The 20,555-nt window shown below is 54.2% G+C and carries 18 protein-coding genes; 11 read left to right on the top strand and 7 right to left on the bottom strand.

Annotated features, from left to right (window positions below):
* Positions 1–96 precede the first annotated feature (96 nt).
* The 8 genes from hfq to rnr all read left to right on the top strand — a co-directional run bounded on the left by hfq (position 97) and on the right by rnr (position 8,832).
* Positions 97–402, top strand: a complete 306-nt coding sequence (gene hfq, locus PU683_RS18700) for an RNA chaperone Hfq (protein WP_023478362.1) — start codon at positions 97–99, stop codon at positions 400–402.
* 74 nt (positions 403–476) lie between these two features.
* Entirely contained in the window at positions 477–1,757 is a 1,281-nt protein-coding gene (gene hflX / locus PU683_RS18695; protein WP_277174021.1) for a ribosome rescue GTPase HflX, read from the top strand.
* A gap of 82 nt (positions 1,758–1,839) precedes the next feature.
* Positions 1,840–3,096 carry an FtsH protease activity modulator HflK gene (gene hflK / locus PU683_RS18690; RefSeq protein WP_277174020.1) on the top strand — a complete coding sequence of 419 codons (1,257 nt, stop codon included), beginning with the start codon at positions 1,840–1,842 and terminating at the stop codon, positions 3,094–3,096.
* 2 nt (positions 3,097–3,098) lie between these two features.
* A complete protein-coding gene (hflC, locus tag PU683_RS18685) occupies positions 3,099–4,103 on the top strand; it encodes a protease modulator HflC (RefSeq protein ID WP_277174019.1) in 1,005 nt (334 codons plus the stop codon).
* A 76-nt stretch (positions 4,104–4,179) separates the two neighbouring features.
* Complete coding sequence (locus PU683_RS18680; RefSeq protein WP_023478406.1) at positions 4,180–4,377, top strand: DUF2065 domain-containing protein; 198 nt, start codon at positions 4,180–4,182, stop codon at positions 4,375–4,377.
* Positions 4,378–4,481: 104 nt separating this feature from the next.
* On the top strand, positions 4,482–5,780 hold the full coding sequence (locus PU683_RS18675; protein WP_277174018.1) for an adenylosuccinate synthase: 1,299 nt from the start codon (positions 4,482–4,484) through the stop codon (positions 5,778–5,780).
* A gap of 152 nt (positions 5,781–5,932) precedes the next feature.
* A complete protein-coding gene (nsrR, locus tag PU683_RS18670) occupies positions 5,933–6,358 on the top strand; it encodes a nitric oxide-sensing transcriptional repressor NsrR (protein ID WP_277174017.1) in 426 nt (141 codons plus the stop codon).
* Between the two features lie 38 nt (positions 6,359–6,396).
* Positions 6,397–8,832: a ribonuclease R gene (rnr, locus tag PU683_RS18665; protein WP_277174015.1), complete on the top strand. Its 2,436-nt coding sequence runs from the start codon at positions 6,397–6,399 to the stop codon at positions 8,830–8,832.
* A gap of 76 nt (positions 8,833–8,908) precedes the next feature.
* Here the strand turns inward: rnr and PU683_RS18660 are convergent, their stop codons facing one another.
* Entirely contained in the window at positions 8,909–9,298 is a 390-nt protein-coding gene (locus tag PU683_RS18660) for a hypothetical protein (protein WP_277174013.1), read from the bottom strand.
* Between the two features lie 229 nt (positions 9,299–9,527).
* Between PU683_RS18660 and PU683_RS18655 the strand changes: the two genes are divergently transcribed.
* Positions 9,528–9,773, top strand: coding sequence for a biofilm development regulator YmgB/AriR family protein (locus PU683_RS18655; protein ID WP_277174012.1), 246 nt, complete (start codon positions 9,528–9,530; stop codon positions 9,771–9,773).
* A 53-nt stretch (positions 9,774–9,826) separates the two neighbouring features.
* Here PU683_RS18655 and PU683_RS18650 read toward each other — a convergent pair whose 3' ends face one another.
* The 5 genes from PU683_RS18650 to PU683_RS18630 form a co-directional block, all read right to left on the bottom strand.
* Complete coding sequence (locus PU683_RS18650; RefSeq protein WP_277174010.1) at positions 9,827–10,111, bottom strand: hypothetical protein; 285 nt, start codon at positions 10,109–10,111, stop codon at positions 9,827–9,829.
* A gap of 554 nt (positions 10,112–10,665) precedes the next feature.
* Positions 10,666–11,187, bottom strand: coding sequence for a DUF6882 domain-containing protein (locus PU683_RS18645; RefSeq protein ID WP_277174008.1), 522 nt, complete (start codon positions 11,185–11,187; stop codon positions 10,666–10,668).
* A 100-nt stretch (positions 11,188–11,287) separates the two neighbouring features.
* A complete protein-coding gene (locus PU683_RS18640) occupies positions 11,288–13,285 on the bottom strand; it encodes a BCCT family transporter (RefSeq protein ID WP_277174006.1) in 1,998 nt (665 codons plus the stop codon).
* Between the two features lie 223 nt (positions 13,286–13,508).
* Positions 13,509–14,681 (bottom strand): Na+/H+ antiporter NhaA, encoded by a 1,173-nt coding sequence (nhaA, locus tag PU683_RS18635; RefSeq protein ID WP_277174005.1) that lies wholly within the window; start codon positions 14,679–14,681, stop codon positions 13,509–13,511.
* Between the two features lie 296 nt (positions 14,682–14,977).
* Positions 14,978–15,523, bottom strand: coding sequence for a YfaZ family outer membrane protein (locus PU683_RS18630; RefSeq protein ID WP_277174004.1), 546 nt, complete (start codon positions 15,521–15,523; stop codon positions 14,978–14,980).
* 751 nt (positions 15,524–16,274) lie between these two features.
* Here PU683_RS18630 and PU683_RS18625 point away from each other — a divergent pair.
* Both PU683_RS18625 and rlmB read left to right on the top strand, forming a co-directional pair.
* Entirely contained in the window at positions 16,275–18,200 is a 1,926-nt protein-coding gene (locus tag PU683_RS18625) for a methyl-accepting chemotaxis protein (RefSeq protein ID WP_277174003.1), read from the top strand.
* 147 nt (positions 18,201–18,347) lie between these two features.
* Complete coding sequence (gene rlmB, locus PU683_RS18620; RefSeq protein ID WP_094419197.1) at positions 18,348–19,079, top strand: 23S rRNA (guanosine(2251)-2'-O)-methyltransferase RlmB; 732 nt, start codon at positions 18,348–18,350, stop codon at positions 19,077–19,079.
* 168 nt (positions 19,080–19,247) lie between these two features.
* On the opposite strand, the gene PU683_RS18615 is transcribed toward rlmB, so the two are convergent.
* Complete coding sequence (locus tag PU683_RS18615) at positions 19,248–20,537, bottom strand: MFS transporter (RefSeq protein ID WP_277174002.1); 1,290 nt, start codon at positions 20,535–20,537, stop codon at positions 19,248–19,250.
* Between the last annotated feature and the right edge of the window lie 18 nt (positions 20,538–20,555).

The following is a 20,555-nucleotide window of genomic DNA, read 5'->3' as shown; positions in this document are numbered from 1 at the left end:
ATGTGTACAATTACCGCGTATCGTGCGCAAATTTTTACGCAGTTTTCAGAGCTTCCGGGTTCTAAGTACAAAACAAGCATATAAGGAAAAGATAGAATGGCTAAGGGGCAATCTTTACAAGATCCGTTCCTGAACGCACTGCGTCGGGAACGTGTTCCAGTTTCAATTTATTTGGTGAATGGTATCAAACTGCAAGGACAGATTGAGTCTTTCGATCAGTTCGTAATTTTGCTGAAAAACACAGTCAGCCAGATGGTTTATAAGCACGCGATTTCGACTGTTGTTCCGTCTCGCCCGGTTTCACATCACAGCAACAATGCGGGTGGCGGCTCCAACAACAACTACCATCATGGTAGCAACGCGCAAGGCTCTGCACAGCAGGACAGCGAAGAAACCGAGTAAGGTTGAAGGCTGATTTCCAGATCGGGGAGCCAGTTTCGCTGTGTTCCCCGCTGGTATTTAATGAGGGTTTACGCTTGTTTGACCGTTATGACGCCGGTGAGCAGGCGGTGCTGGTACACATCTATTTTTCGCAAGACAAAGATATGGAAGATCTCCAGGAGTTTGAAGCTCTGGTCTCTTCCGCCGGTGTCGAAGCAATGCAGGTGATTACCGGTAGCCGTAAAGCACCGCACCCCAAATATTTCGTTGGTGAAGGTAAAGCAGTCGAGATTGCAGAAGCCGTAAAAGCAACGGGTGCGTCCGTCGTACTCTTTGATCATGCGCTAACCCCTGCCCAGGAACGTAACCTGGAGCGACTGTGCGAATGTCGCGTTATCGATCGCACCGGCCTTATTTTGGATATTTTTGCCCAGCGTGCACGAACGCATGAGGGGAAATTGCAGGTAGAACTGGCGCAGTTGCGCCATCTGGCGACGCGCCTTGTGCGTGGCTGGACCCACCTTGAAAGACAGAAGGGCGGGATTGGTTTGCGTGGCCCGGGTGAAACCCAGCTCGAAACTGACCGTCGTTTGTTACGTAATCGTATTACCCAAATCCTCTCGCGCCTGGAAAAGGTTGAGAAACAGCGTGAACAGGGGCGTCGTTCCCGTACCAAGGCGGATATTCCCACGGTTTCGCTGGTGGGTTATACCAACGCCGGTAAATCGACGCTGTTTAACCAGATAACCGAAGCGCAGGTTTACGCAGCCGATCAGCTATTCGCCACGCTGGATCCGACGCTGCGTCGCATTGACGTTGCAGATGTGGGCGAAACCGTACTGGCCGATACCGTCGGCTTTATTCGCCATCTGCCGCACGATCTGGTTGCCGCGTTTAAAGCGACGCTGCAGGAGACGCGCCAGGCGACACTGCTGCTGCACGTAATTGACGGCGCTGACCTGCGCGTGCAGGAAAATATCGACGCGGTGAATACGGTGCTCGAAGAGATCGACGCACACGAGATCCCGACGCTGCTGGTGATGAACAAGATCGATATGCTGGAGGAGTTTGAGCCGCGTATCGACAGAGATGAAGAGAACAAACCGACCCGCGTCTGGCTCTCTGCGCAGACGGGGGCTGGCGTACCACTGTTATTCCAGGCTTTGACAGAACGTCTTGCAGGCGAAGTTGCGCAGCATACGCTGCGACTGCCAGCGGAAGAGGGGCGTTTAAGAAGCCGGTTTTATCAGCTTCAGGCAATAGAAAAAGAGTGGACGGAAGAGGATGGCAGCGTAGGTATGCAGATACGGATGCCCATCGTTGACTGGCGTCGACTCTGTAAACAAGAACCGGCGCTCGAAGAGTACATCGTTTGATCGGCAAAGCCTGAAGATTTTTCCCCTTTGGGGGTGCCCGCCTGCGCGGGCATACACCGCAAAATAAATATGGAGCACATACATGGCGTGGAATCAGCCCGGTAACAACGGACAAGACCGCGACCCGTGGGGAAGCAGCAAACCAGGCGGCAACTCTGAGGGAAATGGAAACAAAGGTGGTCGCGATCAGGGGCCCCCTGATCTGGATGATATCTTCCGCAAGCTGAGTAAAAAGCTCGGCGGTCTGGGCGGTGGCAAAGGCACCGGCGGAAGTAATCCAGGTTCTTCTGGCCCTCGCAATCCAATGGGCGGGCGCGTTTTCGGCATCGCTGCCGTTGCTGCCGTGGTGATCTGGGCTGCGACCGGCTTCTACACCATTAAAGAAGCGGAGCGCGGCGTGGTGACACGCTTTGGTAAATTCAGTCACCTGGTGGAGCCGGGTCTGAACTGGAAGCCGACCTTTATCGACAACGTGACGGCGGTAAACGTTGAGTCCGTTCGTGAACTGGCTGCTTCTGGCGTGATGCTCACCTCTGATGAAAACGTCGTGCGCGTCGAGATGAACGTGCAGTACCGCGTAACCGATCCTGAGCGCTATCTGTTTAGCGTTGCCAGCGCCGACGACAGTCTGCGCCAGGCGACCGACAGCGCCCTGCGCGGCGTGATCGGTAAATACACCATGGATCGTATTCTGACCGAAGGGCGTACCGTTATTCGTAGCGATACCCAGCGCGAGCTGGAGGAGACCATTCGTCCTTACAACATGGGTATTACCCTGCTGGACGTCAACTTCCAGGCCGCTCGTCCGCCGGAAGAGGTGAAAGCCGCGTTTGATGATGCGATTGCCGCCCGTGAAAACGAGCAGCAGTTTATTCGTGAAGCGGAAGCTTACACCAACGAAGTGCAGCCGCGTGCGAACGGCCAGGCGCAGCGTATCCTTGAAGAGGCGCGCGCGTACAAAACGCAGACCGTGCTGGAAGCGCAGGGTGAAGTGGCGCGTTTTGCCCGGATCCTGCCTGAATATAAAGCCGCCCCGGAAATCACCCGCGAGCGTCTCTATATCGAAGCGATGGAAAAAGTGCTGAGCCACACCCGTAAAGTGCTGGTGAACGATAAAGGCGGCAACCTGATGGTGCTTCCGCTGGATCAGATGCTGAAAGGCGGTAACGCGCCGGCGGCGAAGAGCGACAGCAACGGTGCAAATAATCTGCTTCGTCTGCCGCCTGCCTCCAACTCCGGCAGCAACGCCAACAGCAATTCGACTTCCTCAGCGGGAGATATCATGGATCAACGCCGCGTAAACGCGCAGCGTAACGACTACCAGCGTCAGGGGGAATAACGATGCGTAAGTCAGTAATCGCGATCATCATCATCGTGCTGGTAGTGTTTTTCACCTCGATTTTCGTGGTGCGAGAAGGCGAGCGCGGAATTTCGCTGCGTTTCGGTAAAGTGCTGCGTGACGGCGATAATAAGCCATTAGTCTTCGAACCGGGCCTGCACTTTAAACTGCCGTTTATTGAATCGGTCAAACTGCTTGATGCGCGTATCCAGACCATGGATAACCAGGCGGATCGCTTTGTGACCAAAGAGAAGAAAGACCTGATCGTCGACTCCTACATCAAGTGGCGTATCAGCGATTTCAGCCGTTACTACCTGGCCACCGGCGGCGGTGACGTCTCCCAGGCAGAAGTGCTGCTGAAACGTAAGTTCTCTGACCGTCTGCGCTCTGAGATTGGTCGCCTGGATGTAAAAGATATTGTGACCGACTCCCGCGGCCGTTTGACTTCGGAAGTGCGCGACGCGCTGAACTCCGGCTCTGCGGGCACCGAAGATGAAGTGGTCACGCCAGCGGCGGATGATGCTATCGCGAAAGCAGCTGAGCGCGTTCAGGCTGAAACAAACGGTAAAGTGCCGGTCGTCAACCCGAACAGTATGGCGGCGCTGGGCATTGAAGTGGTCGATGTGCGTATTAAGCAGATCAACCTGCCAACGGAAGTCTCCGATGCGATTTACAACCGTATGCGCGCTGAGCGTGAAGCGGTTGCGCGTCGCCACCGTTCACAGGGTCAGGAAGAGGCGGAAAAACTGCGCGCTGCAGCCGATTATGAGGTGACGAAAACGCTGGCCGAAGCCGAGCGTCAGGGTCGCATCATGCGCGGTGAAGGCGATGCCGAAGCGGCGAAACTGTTTGCTGATGCCTTCAGCCAGGATCCCGACTTCTACGCCTTTATCCGTAGCCTGCGTGCGTACGAAAACAGCTTCGACAGCAATCAGGATGTGATGGTGCTGAGCCCGGACAGCGATTTCTTCCGTTATATGAAGACGCCGGCCTCCACCGCACGCTAATATCGCGTCAACGATTTTGATAATGAAAACCACCGCCTCAATCCGGGCGGTGGTTTTTCTTTTGTGAGGATGATCCATGAACGCAACAATCTGGCTCGCGCTGGCGTTAGTTTTGGTGCTCGAAGGGCTTGGGCCGATGCTCTATCCGCGTGCCTGGCGGCGAATGATCGCCTCATTGAGCCAGCTTCCGGATAATATTTTGCGCCGTTTTGGCGGGGGACTAGTGGTGGCAGGCATCGTTGTCTACTACATGTTGAGGAAAACGATTGGCTGAAGCAATAATCGGCTAACTCGCGGGAATTTTGCACGGAAAAAGTGCTGATTCTCTAAAAAAGCGGTGGTAGAATCCATTTTTAAGCAAACGGTGATTTTGAAAAAATGGGTAACAACGTCGTCGTACTGGGCACCCAATGGGGTGACGAAGGTAAAGGGAAGATTGTCGATCTTCTGACTGAACGGGCTAAATATGTTGTGCGCTACCAGGGCGGTCACAACGCAGGCCATACTCTCGTAATCAACGGTGAAAAAACCGTCCTCCATCTTATTCCATCAGGCATTCTTCGCGAAAACGTCATCAGCATCATCGGTAACGGTGTTGTGCTGTCGCCTGCTGCGCTGATGAAAGAGATGAAAGAACTGGAAGACCGTGGTATCCCGGTTCGCGAACGTCTGCTGCTCTCTGAAGCCTGCCCGTTAATCCTTGATTATCACGTTGCGCTGGACGTCGCTCGCGAGAAAGCGCGCGGCGCGAAAGCGATCGGCACTACCGGTCGCGGTATCGGCCCGGCGTATGAAGATAAAGTTGCCCGCCGTGGTCTGCGCGTTGGCGACCTGTTCGATAAAGCGACCTTCGCCGATAAACTGAAAGAAGTGATGGAATATCACAACTTCCAGCTGGTGAACTACTACAAAGTTGAAGCAGTCGACTACCAGAAAGTGCTGGATGATGTGATGGCAATCGCCGACATCCTCACTGCCATGGTTGTTGACGTTTCCGATCTGCTGGATCAGGCGCGTAAGCGCGGCGACTTCGTCATGTTCGAAGGCGCGCAGGGTACGCTGCTGGATATTGACCACGGCACCTATCCGTACGTCACCTCCTCTAACACCACCGCAGGCGGTGTTGCTACCGGTTCCGGCCTTGGCCCGCGCTACGTTGATTACGTGCTGGGTATCATCAAAGCCTACTCCACTCGCGTGGGCGCAGGTCCGTTCCCGACCGAACTGTTTGATGAAACCGGCGAGTTCCTCTGCAAGCAGGGTAACGAATTTGGCGCGACCACCGGTCGTCGTCGTCGTACCGGCTGGCTGGACGCCGTTGCCGTGCGCCGTGCCGTACAGATCAACTCCCTCTCTGGTTTCTGCCTGACCAAGCTGGACGTGCTGGATGGCCTGAAAGAGGTGAAAATCTGCGTTGCTTACCGTATGCCGGATGGCCGCGAAGTGGACACCACGCCGCTGGCCGCCGACAACTGGGAAGGCATTGAGCCGATCTACGAAACCATGCCGGGCTGGTCTGAAACCACCTTTGGCGTAAAAGAGCGCAGCGGTCTGCCGCAGGCAGCGCTCAATTACATCAAACGTATTGAAGAACTTACTGGTGTACCGATCGATATCATCTCTACCGGTCCGGATCGCACTGAGACCATGATTCTGCGCGACCCGTTCGACGCATAATCCTGTTTAAGGGCGCGAATTTCGCGCCCTTTCTCCTCGCTTTTTTTACCTTTCTGTTCAAATAAATTAGCGACCTGACAGGTGGCTGGTTTATCATCAATAAAGTCAATACCTGTGGGTATCTCGCTTTTTTCCCTTTTATTGAGGTTGGTGTGCAGTTAACAAGCTTTACCGATTACGGTTTACGCGCTTTGATTTACATGGCGGCTTTGCCGGAAGGGCAGATGACCAACATTTCTGAAGTGACAGAAACGTATGGTGTGTCCCGTAATCATATGGTTAAGATAATCAATCAGCTAAGTCGTGCAGGCTATGTCGCGGCGGTGCGTGGGAAAAATGGCGGCATCCGCCTGGGTAAGCCCGCGCGAGATATTCGTATCAGTGATGTTGTGCGCTCCCTGGAACCGCTGACCCTGGTGAACTGCCACAGCGATTTTTGCCACATCACCAACGCTTGCCGACTAAAAGTCGCCCTCTCAAAAGCCGTGCAGAGTTTCCTGAATGAACTTGATAACTACACGCTTGCCGATTTGGTTGAAGAGAATCAACCGCTATACAAATTATTGCTGGTGGAATGACGAAACGCTCCGCCAGAGCTGACAACGGAGGAACCGCTATGTCACAAGATCCTTTCCTCGAACGCGAAACTGAAAAATACTCTAATCCTATTCCCAGCCGCGAATTTATCCTCGACCATCTCTCCAAACGTGAAAAGCCTGCCAGCCGGGATGAACTGGCTGTTGAGCTCAATATTGAAGGCGAAGAACAACATGAAGCCCTGCGCCGCCGTCTGCGTGCGATGGAGCGCGACGGGCAACTGGTCTTCACCCGCCGTCAGTGCTACGCCTTACCAGAACGTCTCGACCTGCTGAAAGGCATCGTTATCGGTCACCGCGACGGCTACGGTTTTCTGCGCGTTGAAGGCCGCAAAGACGATCTCTATCTCTCCAGCGAGCAGATGAAAACCTGCATCCACGGCGATCAGGTGCTGGCACAGCCGTTAGGCGCGGATCGCAAAGGGCGCCGCGAAGCGCGCATTGTCCGCGTACTGGTGCCGAAAACCGGGCAGATTGTTGGCCGCTACTTTACCGACGCTGGCGTCGGCTTTGTGGTGCCGGACGATAGCCGCCTGAGCTTCGATATCCTTATCCCGCCTGAAGAGATTATGGGCGCACGCATGGGCTTTGTGGTGGTGGTCGAGCTGACGCAGCGTCCGACCCGCCGCACCAAAGCGGTGGGTAAAATCGTTGAAGTGCTGGGCGACAACATGGGTACCGGCATGGCCGTTGATATGGCGCTGCGCACCCATGAAATTCCTTACGAGTGGCCGCCGGAAGTTGAAAAGCAGATTGCCGACCTGAAAGAGCAGGTGCCAGAAGAGGCCAAAGTGGGTCGCGTCGATCTGCGTAATCTGCCGCTGGTCACCATTGACGGCGAAGATGCCCGCGACTTTGATGACGCCGTTTACTGTGAGAAGAAACGCGGCGGCGGCTGGCGCTTATGGGTTGCCATCGCCGATGTCAGCTACTACGTGCGCCACGGGACCCCGCTGGACAACGAAGCGCGTAATCGCGGCACCTCCGTCTACTTCCCGTCGCAGGTTGTGCCAATGCTGCCGGAAGTGCTCTCCAACGGCCTCTGCTCCCTGAACCCGCAGGTCGATCGCCTCTGTATGGTCTGTGAGATGACCATCTCCGCAAAAGGGCGTCTGACCGGCTATAAATTCTACGAAGCGGTGATGAGCTCCCACGCGCGTCTGACCTACACCAAGGTGTGGCACATGCTGCAGGGCGATGGCGAGCTGCGCGAGCAATACGCGCCGCTGGTGAAACATATCGAAGAGCTGCATACCCTGTATAAAACGCTTGAGCAGGCGCGCGCCGAGCGCGGCGGCATCTCCTTTGAGAGCGAAGAGGCGAAGTTTATTTTCAACGCCGAACGCCGCATTGAGCGTATTGAGCAGACGCAGCGTAACGATGCGCACAAGCTGATTGAAGAGTGCATGATCCTCGCCAATATCTCTGCAGCACGTTTTGTGGAGAAGGCAGAAGAGCCTGCGCTGTTCCGTATTCACGATAAACCGACCAACGACGCCATTACCGCGTTCCGTACCGTGCTCGCCGAGCTGGGTCTGGAACTGCCTGGCGGCAACAAGCCGGAGCCGCGTGATTACGCCGCGCTGCTGGAGTCGATCGCCGAACGTCCCGATCACGAGATGCTGCAAACCATGCTGCTGCGCTCGATGAAACAGGCGATCTACGATCCGGAAAACCGCGGCCACTTTGGTCTGGCGCTGCAGTCCTATGCGCACTTTACCTCGCCGATTCGCCGCTACCCGGATCTCTCATTGCACCGTGCCATCAAGTATCTGCTGGCGAAAGAGAATGGCGAGAAGGGCAACAGCACCGCGACGGGTGGCTGGCACTACAGCATGGAAGAGATCCTCCAGCTTGGTCAGCACTGCTCGATGGCCGAGCGCCGCGCCGATGAAGCGACCCGTGATGTTGCGGACTGGCTGAAGTGCGACTTTATGCAGGATCAGGTGGGTAATACCTTCTCCGGCGTGATCGCCAGCGTGACCGGTTTCGGCTTCTTTGTGCGTCTCGTTGACCTGTTTATCGACGGTCTGGTGCACGTATCGTCGCTGGATAACGACTACTACCGCTTTGACCAGATTGGTCAGCGCCTGATTGGCGAATCCGGCGGTCAGACCTATCGACTCGGCGACCGGGTTGAAGTGAAGGTCGAAGCGGTCAACATGGACGAGCGCAAAATCGACTTCTCGCTTATTTCCAGCGAGCGTGGCCCGCGTAACCCGGGTAAAACCGATCGCGAGCGTAATAAGAAAGGAACCGCAGGGCGTAACAATGCGAGCAAAAAACCGCCGCGTCGCCAGGCCAACAAAAAGGTGAATTTCGAGCCGGACAGCGAATTTCGCGGTGATAAAGCCAGGGGCAAAGCGAAAAAAGCGAAAAAGCCCTCTGAGAAAACGCAGAAAATAGCCGCCGCGACCAAAGCCAGGCGCGCGGCGCGTAAGAAAAAAGCCGATTAATTATCAAAACCCCTTCTGCAAAGAGGGGGTTTTTCTTTATATCGCGGCGGGAGTTAAGACGCCGCGAAATAATGCGTCAGAGAAATGCCGTTTCGGCGCTACCGATTTCCGTTAAGTCGCACCCTTTGAATTTCATACCTATGCCATGTTCAGGATCGATTTCAGTTGAAAAGAGTAAACCGAAAAGCCTCTCCTCCTGCGGCAACAGATAGATCTTTATTAGCGCCAGATTGCCGGGCGGCATGGAATAGATCCTTGCCGTATAGTTGTGCGCTTCGTGAATGGCTTTTTCAAAAATGGCCTGTTGCTGATGAATAAGAAAGGCGATCGTCGCTCTTATATTTTCATCTGCCACATCGCACTCAAGGGCGGTGCATTGCACTGCCTGCACGTTAAAAACGGGCAGGGTTAACTCCGTCGTTATACCTTCATCATCCGGGTAAAAATCGAGATCCTGAACCCTCATCACCTCCCTCCTGAGCAGTTAGCCTCATCATGCAAAACCCCGTCAGACCGCAAGCTACGGAGCCTGAGCGTGCGACGTGGCATCAAAATGAGAAGATATATCCTTAAAAAGATTGCGCGCTAACGTTTTCACGTCTAATTTGTCGGTATTGTACAAGTTTAGTGGGAAACCTGTACAGCATACTGGGCTGACTGCAAAGGATAGCCACGTCACTTTTTCTAGCGAGTTTATGATGAATAACGCGACTTTTAAGACATTTGAGACTACAGACAGCAAGCTTCATGCCTTTGAGGCCGAAAAACAGATTATTGACGAGCTGACCTTTGCACTGAAATCAGTGAAAACCGTGGTAACCAATAAGGATCTCATTCTCGCCCTTATTGGTCGTCTTGAAACGGAATCAGATGTTGTTCAGAACGACATCCTGCGCAACGCGCTGGAGATGATTGTTCATCGCACTCAGGATGATATCTAAGTAAATGGATTTAGCACGGTAGCCTCTGCGCAAGCGGAGGCTACCGTTTTTTATTAATGAATCTTGTCGTCTGCGCCCGGCTTCCACTGTGCCAGGAAGTTCTTACGGTTCACAGGCGCACGCGAACCTTCGTTGGTCGTTACAGCAATCATCGCCTGAATCTCATCAATAGCGCTGTCGCAGGCCGCAATGCCTTCGCGGCTTACCGCCTGTTTACGCTTGTCGTTGAGTATTGCCAGCACGGCGCGGAAAGAGACTGCCTCATCCCTGTTCAGCAGCTGTTTGACAGCCTTTCCGATAAGCACGCCTGCCACTTTTTCTGTATCAATGGTGCTCATGGTCTCCTCCTGTTAGGGCCTGTAAAGTGAAGCTCTCACTCTTTCAGCGCGCTCTGCTTTTACCTGACCCTGCGTTGGTGAGCGTTGCCTGGAATAGATCTCCAGCCTGGTACCTCGGAATTAATAAAAAATCGCCCTGAGCGGATAAAGATGCATATAACTCGCCTTATAAGAATACTCACTAAAAAAACGTTTTTTATATGCGACGAGACACTTTGTATAATAAATATTAAGTCGCTATGTTGAATTAATCACTGTTTATTTAATTATAAAAGATATTGGCGACCTCTCTTCTTTTTGAGAACTATCTGCTTTTTATTCTGTTTTTAGTAACAGAAAAAGAGAGGTGTCGCTGACGAAAATTGATTATTTTCAGTCGGATAGGTGGTGTTTACGAAGTGGGTGGTATTAAAACCGCCAGGCGAAAATATAAAAAACCATAACAGTGTGGGTTATTTTTTTTATAACAGTTGCTTGTGAATTGAGACTTAGCCTAATCAGGCGATCTGGAAAAACCGTTTTTGACGATTATTTTCCAGATCTGCAACATGCGCTTACGCTTGTTTATTAATAGTCACATTGTCAAAGACCATAAATACCCGGGTCGTGCCTGCGAGGCCGCTATATCCCCCCTGGCCGCCACCAAGATGACAGGCGAGTGCGGTAAAGGTCCAGGCATCTTCTGTCGAAGCGCTAATCTGACGTGTGGTTAGGGCCTCAAGACCATGCTGCTCGCCGAAGGTACGCACGCGGGCGGCATATTCCCCGAGCGGTTCGCGCACGGAAGGGTGATCCCATCCCCACAGCCATGAGCCCTCTTCGGTGTCATAGGTGCCAACCACCTGTACCGGCGCGGTAATGACCCACCCCTTTTCATGGTTGGTAAAGGTAATGGTGCCCGCATCGAGATCGACACCCCACTCGGCGCTGTCGAGGCCCCACATCTCGGTTGCCGCCTGCGTACGCTGCTGCATCTCATTATTGGCGCGGGCAATGGTCAGGTCGGGTTCGCGAAGCGCTTTATCCTTCGCTTTATCGTTATCGCCGCCAAACAACTTCTTAAAAAAATTGGCCATCCAGGGTCTCCATTCACTCGGTGTCGTTTCGGCAAAATCTAGCGCGTCAGGGCCTGAACCCTGAGTGTGAGAACACCGCCCGCAGGCGGTGTTCTCGTGGTTAACGAACCAGATGCAGGAAGTGTAGATGTTTTTCATATTGATCAAGAATATCGTTGATCAACTGCTCCTGGTTCCAGCCCATAACATCATAGTTTTGCCCGCCCTCTTTAAGGTAGATTTCAGCGCGGTAATACTTATGCTGCTCTGCCTGTTGTTCATCGCTCTCCAGACCCGAAAGCGCAAAGGTCGGGGCGTTGTACCCGCGCAGCCTCACTTCATAAATAAAGTTAAGCTCATCACCAAGGTCGACTTCGAAGCGAATACGATCGTCCGCTGTGTCGCTGATGGTGCTGCGCGTTCCCTGCTTATTCAGCTCATCCTGCACCAGTGTCATCGCTGGCTGGATGACATCATCCATAAAGCGTTTCACCAGTGAGCGTTTCGGCAGATAGGCGATATTGCGTAACCGGCGCTGCCACGGGATCGGATTGCGTGCCGCGGTCGGCGCGATGGTCGCCATGCTTTGGCTTTCACGCTTGGTGAGATCCCGGCGCAGCGCTTTTAACAGCCCATAAATTGAGATCAGCAGGATCACCGAGAAGGGCAACGCACTGGCAATGGTCACCGTTTGCAGGGCGCTTAAACCGCCCGCCAGCAGCAGCGCAATCGCCACCACGCCCATTAGCGCGGCCCAGAAGATGCGCTGCCAGACCGGCGTATGGCCTGAGCCACCGGAGGCGAGTGTATCCACCACCATGGCACCAGAGTCAGCAGAGGTGACAAAGAAGACAATCACCATCGCCATGGCGATAAACGACAATACGCTTGCGAAAGGGAAGTGCTCAAGGAAGTTAAACAGCGCCAGCGCGACATCCTGCTGCACGGTGTCAGCCAGGTCGCGCGCGCCTTCGGTCATGATGAGGTGGATTGCGCTGTTACCAAACACCGTCATCCACAGCAGCGTGAAACCTGCCGGGACAAACAGCACGCCAGTGACAAACTCACGGATCGTTCTGCCGCGGGAGACGCGGGCGATAAACATACCGACAAACGGCGACCAGGAGAGCCACCAGCCCCAGTAGAGCAGCGTCCAGCCGCCCAGCCAGTTGCTCGACTTCGGCTCATAGGCGTAGAGGTTAAATGTCTTGCTCACCAGCTCGGAGAGATAGCCGCCGGTGTTCTCAACAAAGGATTTAAGCAGCAGCACCGTCGGGCCAAGCAGCATTACTAACACCAGCAGCAACAGCGCCAGGCTGAGGTTTAGTTCAGAGAGAATACGGATCCCTTTATCGAGGCCGGATACCACGGAAATCGTGGCAAGGCCGGTGATCACGACGATCAAAATAACCTGTACGGTCTCATTGATTGGCACGCCGAACAGGTGATTCAGGCCAGCATTGACCTGCAATACGCCGTAGCCCAGCGAGGTGGCCACACCAAAGACCGTACCGATCACCGCGAAAATATCGACGGCGTGGCCTAAAGGCCCGTAAATGCGATCGCCAATGATCGGGTAGAGCGCGGAGCGCAGCGTCAGCGGTAAACCGTGGCGGTAGCTGAAGAAGGCGAGGATCAACGCGACGATGGCATAGATGGCCCAGGCATGCAGACCCCAGTGGAAAAAGGTGAGGCGCATCGCCTGCTTCGCCGCTTCAATGGTTTCAGGTGTGCCCACCGGTGGCGATAAGTAGTGCATCACCGGCTCGGCCACGCCAAAGAACATCAGGCCGATCCCCATGCCTGCCGAGAAGAGCATCGCGAACCAGGAGTGGTAGCTAAAGTCAGGCTGTGCGTGGTCGGGCCCAAGTTTAATATCGCCGTAACGCGAAAGCCCAAGGAAGGTGACACTCAGCAGGATCAGCGCGACGGCAAGGATATAAAACCAGCTGGCATTGATGAAAAGCTCCTGCTGTAAGAGCTTGAATTTCGTGTCGGCGAGCTCGGGGAAAAGCGATGCGAAAGCCACAAGGAGCACGATTAATAATGCCGATGTAAAAAACACCGGCTTATTAATCGTGTTACCCGGCTTTTTTGTCGAAAGTTCTTGTTCACTCATAATCAATTTATTCCATAGGTTAGTGGCCCTGAACGGATAAAAACGCACAGCAAAATAGTAACAAATATGATGGTCAGGAGAAGTTATTACTCCCGTCAATATGTTCCTGTTAAATATAAGAATTTATGCAGTAATGATGGAGCTTAGCGTCATGGCTTGCGGATAAAGGTAATACCGGGCGACATGCACCCGGTACAGTTGTTATATCCGCGCCAGCAGAGTCTTAGCTTTGCCGTTGAAAGGAGAGGCGCAGAACGATCATGCCGACAATGGCAGAGAGAATTGATCCTGCCAGCACGCCAATTTTGACTTCATCCACCAGCAGCGGGGAGGTCGGGAAGGCAAGATTGCCGATAAACAGGCTCATGGTGAAGCCGATGCCGCAGAGCGCGGAAACGCCATACAGTTGCATCCAGCTGCTGCTCTCTGGCAGGCGCGCCAGCCCGGTGCGGATTGCCAGCAGTGACAGCCCAAATACGCCGACCTGTTTACCGATAAACAGACCGAGCGCGACGCCAACCGGAACCGGAGAGAGGATCTCGTCTGCGGTAAGACCAGAGAGCGACACGCCAGCATTGGCAAAGCCAAAGATGGGCAGGATCAGGAAAGTAACCCACGGCGAAAGGCCATGCTCAAGCCGCTCGAGAGGCGACTCCTGCGTATCATCCGCGCCGAGCGGCACAAACAGCGCAAGCAACACACCCGCGATGGTGGCATGTACGCCAGACTGCAGCATAAAGAACCATAGCGCACAGCCGACCAGCAGATAAGGCCATAGCGTTTTGATACCGGCGCGATTCATGACAAACAGCACCACCAGCGTGAGGGCTGCCGCTGCCAGCATGACAAATGAGATATGGCTGGTATAGAAGAGGGCAATAATCGCCACGGCACCCATATCATCAAGAATCGCTAATGCTGAGAGGAATATTTTCAGCGAAACAGGGACGCGGCTGCCTAATAGCGCCAGCACGCCCAACGCAAAGGCGATATCCGTCGCGGCCGGGATCGCCCAGCCCGCCATCGCTTCTGCATTGCCTCTGTTGAAAAAGAGATAGATCAGGGCAGGGATAATCATGCCGCCCAGCGCGGCAAAGCCGGGTAATGCGCGCTGGCGCCAGGTCGAAAGCTCGCCCGCTAATAACTCCCGTTTGATCTCCAGCCCAACCAGCAAGAAGAAGATAGCCATGAGCGCGTCATTGACCCAGTGCTCAATGGACATGCCGACAAGTTTATGGGCAAGGAGAGCGGTGTAATCCTGCTGCAGTGGGGAGTTGGCAATAATAATTGCCGCCGCTGAAGCCAGAATAAGAATAATGCCACCTGCGGCGGGTGAAGTAATAAAGGCGGTGAGCACACTCGCCTTAACGCGCTTTCCCTTGTTGTGTTGAGTCATATTTCCTCCCAGATGTATTGAGGGTTCGCTTGTTTGTCGCCAGCAGATGGCCTGCGATCGCTCCGCGCCCCTGTTTTGTTGTCATTCAGGTCGTTCAAAAGTGCAAAGGAGCGATTTTAACATTATGTGGGCTTATCGTTTCCCGCGTCAGGTAAAGACTGGTAAATGCAATAATTGCTCTGCGCAAACACTTAATCGGGCGGAAGAGTAAAAGGATATACGCCGGGAGATGAGTGAAGCCAAATAAGATAGGGTAAGAAGGAAGCGGGGAGACGCACTCCCCGCTGTGCGAGATATCAGAAGGTGACACCAGCACCCAGATAGGCCCCATCGATAATGGTATGGCCCGGACGACCATCTTTGCCATCGACGCTTGCGTGGCGGTAACCCGCTTTAAGCGTAAGCGGCGTGAAAGGTGTCCACTTAATGCCGCCATTGGCTTCGACGTAGTTTTTCACGCTGTTGGTCAGACCGTTCGGCGCGGAGTAGCCTTCGCCATAGAGGTGCAGGCTGTCCGTCAGCGCCCAGTCGATGCCGCCGCCAATCGGGAAGGCCACGCCGTTATCGCCTTTTTTCGGCCCGAGATAGACGGCTTTTGTGCCGGCAGAGAGGGTCACCGGACCGAGGCCAAAGTTATAGCCCACGCCCAGGCTACCTAGCTGTGCGCCATCCTTCGTATTTTTTACCCAGTTGCTCTCTGCATATAAGCCGTCTGAGTTTTTGCCTAATTCCGCATTGAGATTGGTGTAGTTCTTGCTTTGTTCGGCGGTAAAACCCATCGCCAGGGCTGAACCCGATGCCATCACCAGAGATAAAGATAAAAGAACGGATAATTTTTTCACACGTGTTACTCCTCAATAATTTCGCAGTGAACTTATCAAGCGAACATCTCTCTGAAAAACCGATCTGGTCTCAAAATGTAAACACTTTAATAAAGCGTATCTTCGCTATTCATAATAAGAACGATTTTTGTCAATCTTATTATGGTGCTGGTTTAGGCCAGGTTTAATTATTGGTGTTAATTGTTATTAAATAGCGTTAATGGCTGCGCTATTTTTATACATGTTCTTCATGGCCTCTTTTCTTGTTGCCCCTATTCAACGTAATAATTTCTCTTTGACTTTAATATACTGTTACATTGCCTGAACTAATTGGCCGCCCCTGCTTACGCGGGGCGTAGTCTTGTCCACGATATCAGAAAAAGGCTGCGCTGGTGCAATATGCATATTTCATTTGCTGATAGGGCATCACTGCGTGACCAGCCAGTGTGAAGGCAATGGTAGCGCTGGTGCGCAAAGAGACGCGATGGTTAGCGCACGGTAAAGCAAAGTCTGTTCTTTTGAATATTCCTTCTGTCCCCAATCAGTAGGGTGCTAATAAAGTGCAGCCTCATAAAAAAGCCTTAAATATGATATATCCGAAAGGCTTTATTAATTTTATCTGTAATAAGCGCAAAGCGAATTACAGGAATACGTGATTTAGATCATGAAATCTTCACTTGGCTAATTACCACATGAATAAATCATAAAGTTAAATTTTATTAGTGACGATAACTGACTCATCGCGCCCCAATCTAACTTTATGGTGAACTCTATGTCCGTTACCGCTTTTGTAGGAAACATTGCGAATAATTTAAGCGTCGGCAAAAAACTGACCTCCAGTTTTATTATCGTGCTTATTATTATGATGATTACCGTTGCCACGGGTCTTATTGGCTTTAAAAAAGTTGAAGAAAATGCGGATAAAGAAGCGGTTACCGTTCAGATGGTAAATACTCTTAGCACCGCACGCCTTAATCGCACGCTTTATCAATATACCGGCTCGGTGGAAAACGCTGATAAAAACCTGAAGGCTTTACAAAAAATTATTGAACAAGTGAACTCGCTGGATACTTTTTCCTGGAGTGAAGAGGGCCGCGCAAAAATCGATAGCCTGCAACAGCAAGCGGATACCTACATGACGCAAAGGAGCTCGTTCGTCTCGTCAATAAAACGACGGAATGAACTGGCTACTGCATTGCGTAGCGCGAAGATTGAAGATATCGCACAGCAGGCGGCATCGTTGGGGGACAGCAGTAGTCTCACACCTGAAAGTGCGGTGGTGGCCGTGCGCCTTGAGGCCCGGTTGCAGCAGTCGGCGCTGTTAATTGAAGAGCTGATTGACTCCGGCAGCGCTGATACGGCCGCCCGTCTCAGCACGACGCTTCAGCAAAGCGCTGAATATGGAAACGCACTGGCCGGGCAGGGCGGTGAACTCGCTTCCTTAAACGCCGCGCTGACCACAGAGATTGGCAGCCTGCAGGGGAATATTGACCAGTTCGTCACCGCATTTGCCGATCAGGCGACGCAATCCAAAACCCTGACCGGCACCGCGACCCAGTTAAACGAATCCGTTGAGAATTTCTTCAACTGGCAGCAGGCGCAGGTGAAGGAGACCATGTCTCATGCGATGACTATCATGCTGATTGCTGCGGCGGTAGGCATTGCGATTGCGCTGCTGATTGCCTGGCGCATCACCCGTAACATTACCCGTCCGCTGCGTGAAACGCTGCATATCGCCGAGCGCATTTCGCAGGGCGATCTCACCCTGTCTATCTCTACCGAACGCCGCGATGAGCCAGGGCTGCTGCTGCAAGCGGTCTCTGTGATGAATGAGAACCTGAAAGAGGTAATCTCTCGCGTACGTAGCGGCGTGGAGAGCGTATCGCGCGCTTCAGCGGAAATTGCCGCCGGCAATATCGACCTCTCCTCGCGTACGGAGCAGCAGTCTGCAGCGGTAGTGGAAACCGCCGCCAGCATGGAACAATTGACCTCGACGGTGAAACAGAATGCTGACAACGCCAGTCATGCCAGCAAACTGGCGGCAGAAGCCTCTTCTAACGCCGATCGTGGCGGCAAGATTGTTGGTGAAGTGATCACGACGATGGAGGGGATCCGCGCCAGCTCGCACAAAATCGGCGACATCATCAACGTCATTAACAGCATCGCCTTCCAGACCAATATTCTCGCCCTTAATGCCGCGGTAGAAGCCGCGCGTGCGGGGGAACAGGGACGCGGTTTTGCCGTAGTCGCAGGTGAGGTGAGAACGCTGGCGCAGCGCAGCGCCACGGCGGCGAAAGAGATTGAGGCCCTGATCCACGAAGCGGGCGACCAGGTGGAGAACGGCTCTAAGCTGGTGGCGGGTGCCGGTGAAGCGATGGAGGGGATCGTCACCTCTGTTGCCCAGGTACGCAATATCATGAATGAGATTGCCGGCGCGTCAGAAGAGCAGAGCCGTGGCATCTCCCAGATTGGCCAGGCGATGGCAGAGATGGACACCACCACACAGCAGAACGCCGCGCTGGTGGAGGAGTCCTCCGCGGCGGCCAGCTCTCTCGAAGAGCAGGCGCGCGAACTGGAGCAGACTATCTCCATCTTTACCCTCTCCGGCCATAAAGCGCAGGCCGCGAAAAAGCCAGCGGCGAGCAAGAACGCTGCGCTTAAACCGGCCCTCGCAGAGACAAGTTGGGAGAGTTTTTAACGCGCAATTGCCGGGGCTTACATAAACCTGCCGCCTCGTGCGGCGGGTTAAGTTCGACCTGAGGCGTGGGTTGGTTATAATGGGCGCCGGTGATCTCTATCACGGCCCTAACAACCCGGCGCAAACCGCCCCAAATGAGTACCATCAATGAGTGAAATGATTTACGGCATCCATGCGGTGCAGGCCCTGCTGGAGCGCGCCCCGGAGCGTTTTCAGGAAGTTTTTATTCTGAAAGGCCGCGAAGATAAACGCCTTCTGCCGCTGATCCACGCGCTGGAAGCGCAGGGCGTGGTGATTCAGGTGGCAAACCGCCAGTATCTGGATGAGAAGAGCGAAGGCGCGGTGCACCAGGGGATCATTGCACGCGTTAAGCCCGGTCGTCAGTATCAGGAGAACGATCTGCCGGATCTGATCGCCAGCCTCGATCAACCCTTCTTTTTGATCCTTGATGGCGTCACGGATCCCCATAACCTCGGGGCCTGTTTGCGTAGCGCCGATGCGGCGGGCGTCCATGCGGTGATCGTGCCGAAGGACAAATCGGCGCAGCTGAACGCGACGGCGAAAAAGGTGGCCTGCGGCGCGGCGGAGAATGTACCGCTGATCCGCGTAACCAACCTGGCGCGCACCATGCGTCTGCTGCAGGAAGAGAATATCTGGATTGTCGGCACCGCGGGCGAAGCGGATCATACCCTGTTCCAGAGCAAAATGACCGGGCCGATGGCGCTGGTGATGGGCGCGGAAGGCGAAGGTATGCGCCGTCTGACCCGCGAGCACTGCGATGAGCTGATTAGCATCCCGATGGCGGGCAGCGTCTCCTCGCTGAACGTTTCGGTCGCGACCGGTATCTGCCTGTTTGAAGCGGTGCGTCAGCGTAGTTAAGTGGATTTAATGCCGGATGGCGCTTCGCTTATCCGGCCTACGAAACAATGCCGGATGGCGCTTCGCTTATCCGGCCTACGGAACAATGCCGGATGGCGCTTCGTTATCCGGCCTACGCAACAATGCCGGATAGCGGTTTGCTTATCCGGCCTCTCTAAAAGCGCACCGTTACTCCTCTAAAGACCGCAAATGGTCATCTTTATTGAGCGTCATCAGCGCCGCAATACTCACCCCCGCCGTCGCCATCACGTAATACGCCGGAATATCCAGGTTGCCGGTCTCCTTAATCAGGCCGGTGATGATCAAGCCTGCACAGCCCGAAAAGAGAGCGTTTGAGAGCGAATAGGCCACGCCCAGGCCTGTGTAGCGCACCCGCGTTGGAAACATCTCTGACAGCATCGCCGGGCCGGGGCCTGCCAGCACACCCACCAGTCCACCCGCAATCAGCACCACCACCGCTTTCACCGCCAGCGTGCTCGACTCTGCCTGCAGGATTTTGAGCAGCGGCAGCGCGAGGATCAGTAGCAAAATGGTCGCTGTCAGCATCACCGTGCGGCGGCCATACCGGTCGCTTGCTATCCCGGCAGGAATAATGGTCAGCGCAAAGCCAACGTTAGAGATGACGGCAATCAGTAGCGCCTGGTTAAAGCCGGTATGCAGCGCCGATTGCAGGTAAGTCGGCATAATCACCAGATAGGTATACCCGGCGGCAGACCAGACCATCACCCGGCCGATACCCATAAAAATCGCTTTCAGCGTCGCGGCGCGGTTGGCTCGCTGAACGATCGGTTTCTCCTGCTGCTGCACAAAGCTCGGCGTCTCCTCCATGCTCACCCGTAGCCACAGCGCGACCACGCCCATCGGCAGGGCGAGGAAGAAAGGAATGCGCCAGCCCCACGCATGCAGCGCTTCCGGCGTGAGGATCGCTGAGAGCAGCGCCACCACGCCTGCACCGCTGAGCAGCCCCAGCGCAACGGTAAAGGATTGCCATGCGCCATACAGCCCGCGTTTGCCGCGCGGTGCAAACTCGGTCATCAGCGACACTGCGCCGCCATACTCACCGCCGGCAAACAGCCCCTGCAAAATGCGCAGCCCCGTAACAATCAGCGGCGCGGCAATACCTATCGATGCATAGACCGGCACCATACCGATAGCGGCGGTAGTCAGCGTCATCAGTACCAGTACGATAATCAGCGTCGGTTTGCGCCCGAGCCGATCGCCAATGCGCCCGAACAGCACCGCGCCCAGCGGGCGAAAGAAAAAGGCGATGGCAAACGACGCGTAAGTGAGGATCAGGCTGGTCAACCCCGTGTCGCCCGCCAGCTGGAAGAAGTTTTTCGCCATCACGGTGGCGAGAAAGCCATACACCGCGAATTCGTACCACTCGATAAAGTTGCCAATTGAGCCGGCGATTAGCGCGCGCTTGTGCGCATCTGGCGCAGGGTGAGGTGAATGCATAATGATTCTCGTTGGGAA

It is taken from the genome of Candidatus Kosakonia sp. 282A-S69 (genome assembly GCF_029433855.1).
GTDB lineage: Bacteria > Pseudomonadota > Gammaproteobacteria > Enterobacterales > Enterobacteriaceae > Kosakonia > Kosakonia cowanii_A.
This window is presented reverse-complemented; position numbering and strand designations above follow the sequence as displayed.

Excerpts from the sequence above, each read along its gene's own strand:
- hflK (WP_277174020.1), top strand. The coding sequence starts at position 1,840 with ATGGCGTGGAATCAGCCCGGTAACAACGGACAAGACCGCGACCCGTGG.
- hflC (WP_277174019.1), top strand. The coding sequence starts at position 3,099 with ATGCGTAAGTCAGTAATCGCGATCATCATCATCGTGCTGGTAGTGTTT.
- PU683_RS18655 (WP_277174012.1), top strand. The coding sequence starts at position 9,528 with ATGATGAATAACGCGACTTTTAAGACATTTGAGACTACAGACAGCAAG.
- PU683_RS18640 (WP_277174006.1), bottom strand. The coding sequence starts at position 13,285 with ATGAGTGAACAAGAACTTTCGACAAAAAAGCCGGGTAACACGATTAAT.
- PU683_RS18625 (WP_277174003.1), top strand. The coding sequence starts at position 16,275 with ATGTCCGTTACCGCTTTTGTAGGAAACATTGCGAATAATTTAAGCGTC.
- PU683_RS18645 (WP_277174008.1), bottom strand. The coding sequence starts at position 11,187 with ATGGCCAATTTTTTTAAGAAGTTGTTTGGCGGCGATAACGATAAAGCG.
- PU683_RS18680 (WP_023478406.1), top strand. The coding sequence starts at position 4,180 with ATGAACGCAACAATCTGGCTCGCGCTGGCGTTAGTTTTGGTGCTCGAA.
- hfq (WP_023478362.1), top strand. The coding sequence starts at position 97 with ATGGCTAAGGGGCAATCTTTACAAGATCCGTTCCTGAACGCACTGCGT.
- PU683_RS18675 (WP_277174018.1), top strand. The coding sequence starts at position 4,482 with ATGGGTAACAACGTCGTCGTACTGGGCACCCAATGGGGTGACGAAGGT.
- nhaA (WP_277174005.1), bottom strand. The coding sequence starts at position 14,681 with ATGACTCAACACAACAAGGGAAAGCGCGTTAAGGCGAGTGTGCTCACC.
- rlmB (WP_094419197.1), top strand. The coding sequence starts at position 18,348 with ATGAGTGAAATGATTTACGGCATCCATGCGGTGCAGGCCCTGCTGGAG.
- PU683_RS18615 (WP_277174002.1), bottom strand. The coding sequence starts at position 20,537 with ATGCATTCACCTCACCCTGCGCCAGATGCGCACAAGCGCGCGCTAATC.
- PU683_RS18660 (WP_277174013.1), bottom strand. The coding sequence starts at position 9,298 with ATGAGGGTTCAGGATCTCGATTTTTACCCGGATGATGAAGGTATAACG.
- PU683_RS18650 (WP_277174010.1), bottom strand. The coding sequence starts at position 10,111 with ATGAGCACCATTGATACAGAAAAAGTGGCAGGCGTGCTTATCGGAAAG.
- rnr (WP_277174015.1), top strand. The coding sequence starts at position 6,397 with ATGTCACAAGATCCTTTCCTCGAACGCGAAACTGAAAAATACTCTAAT.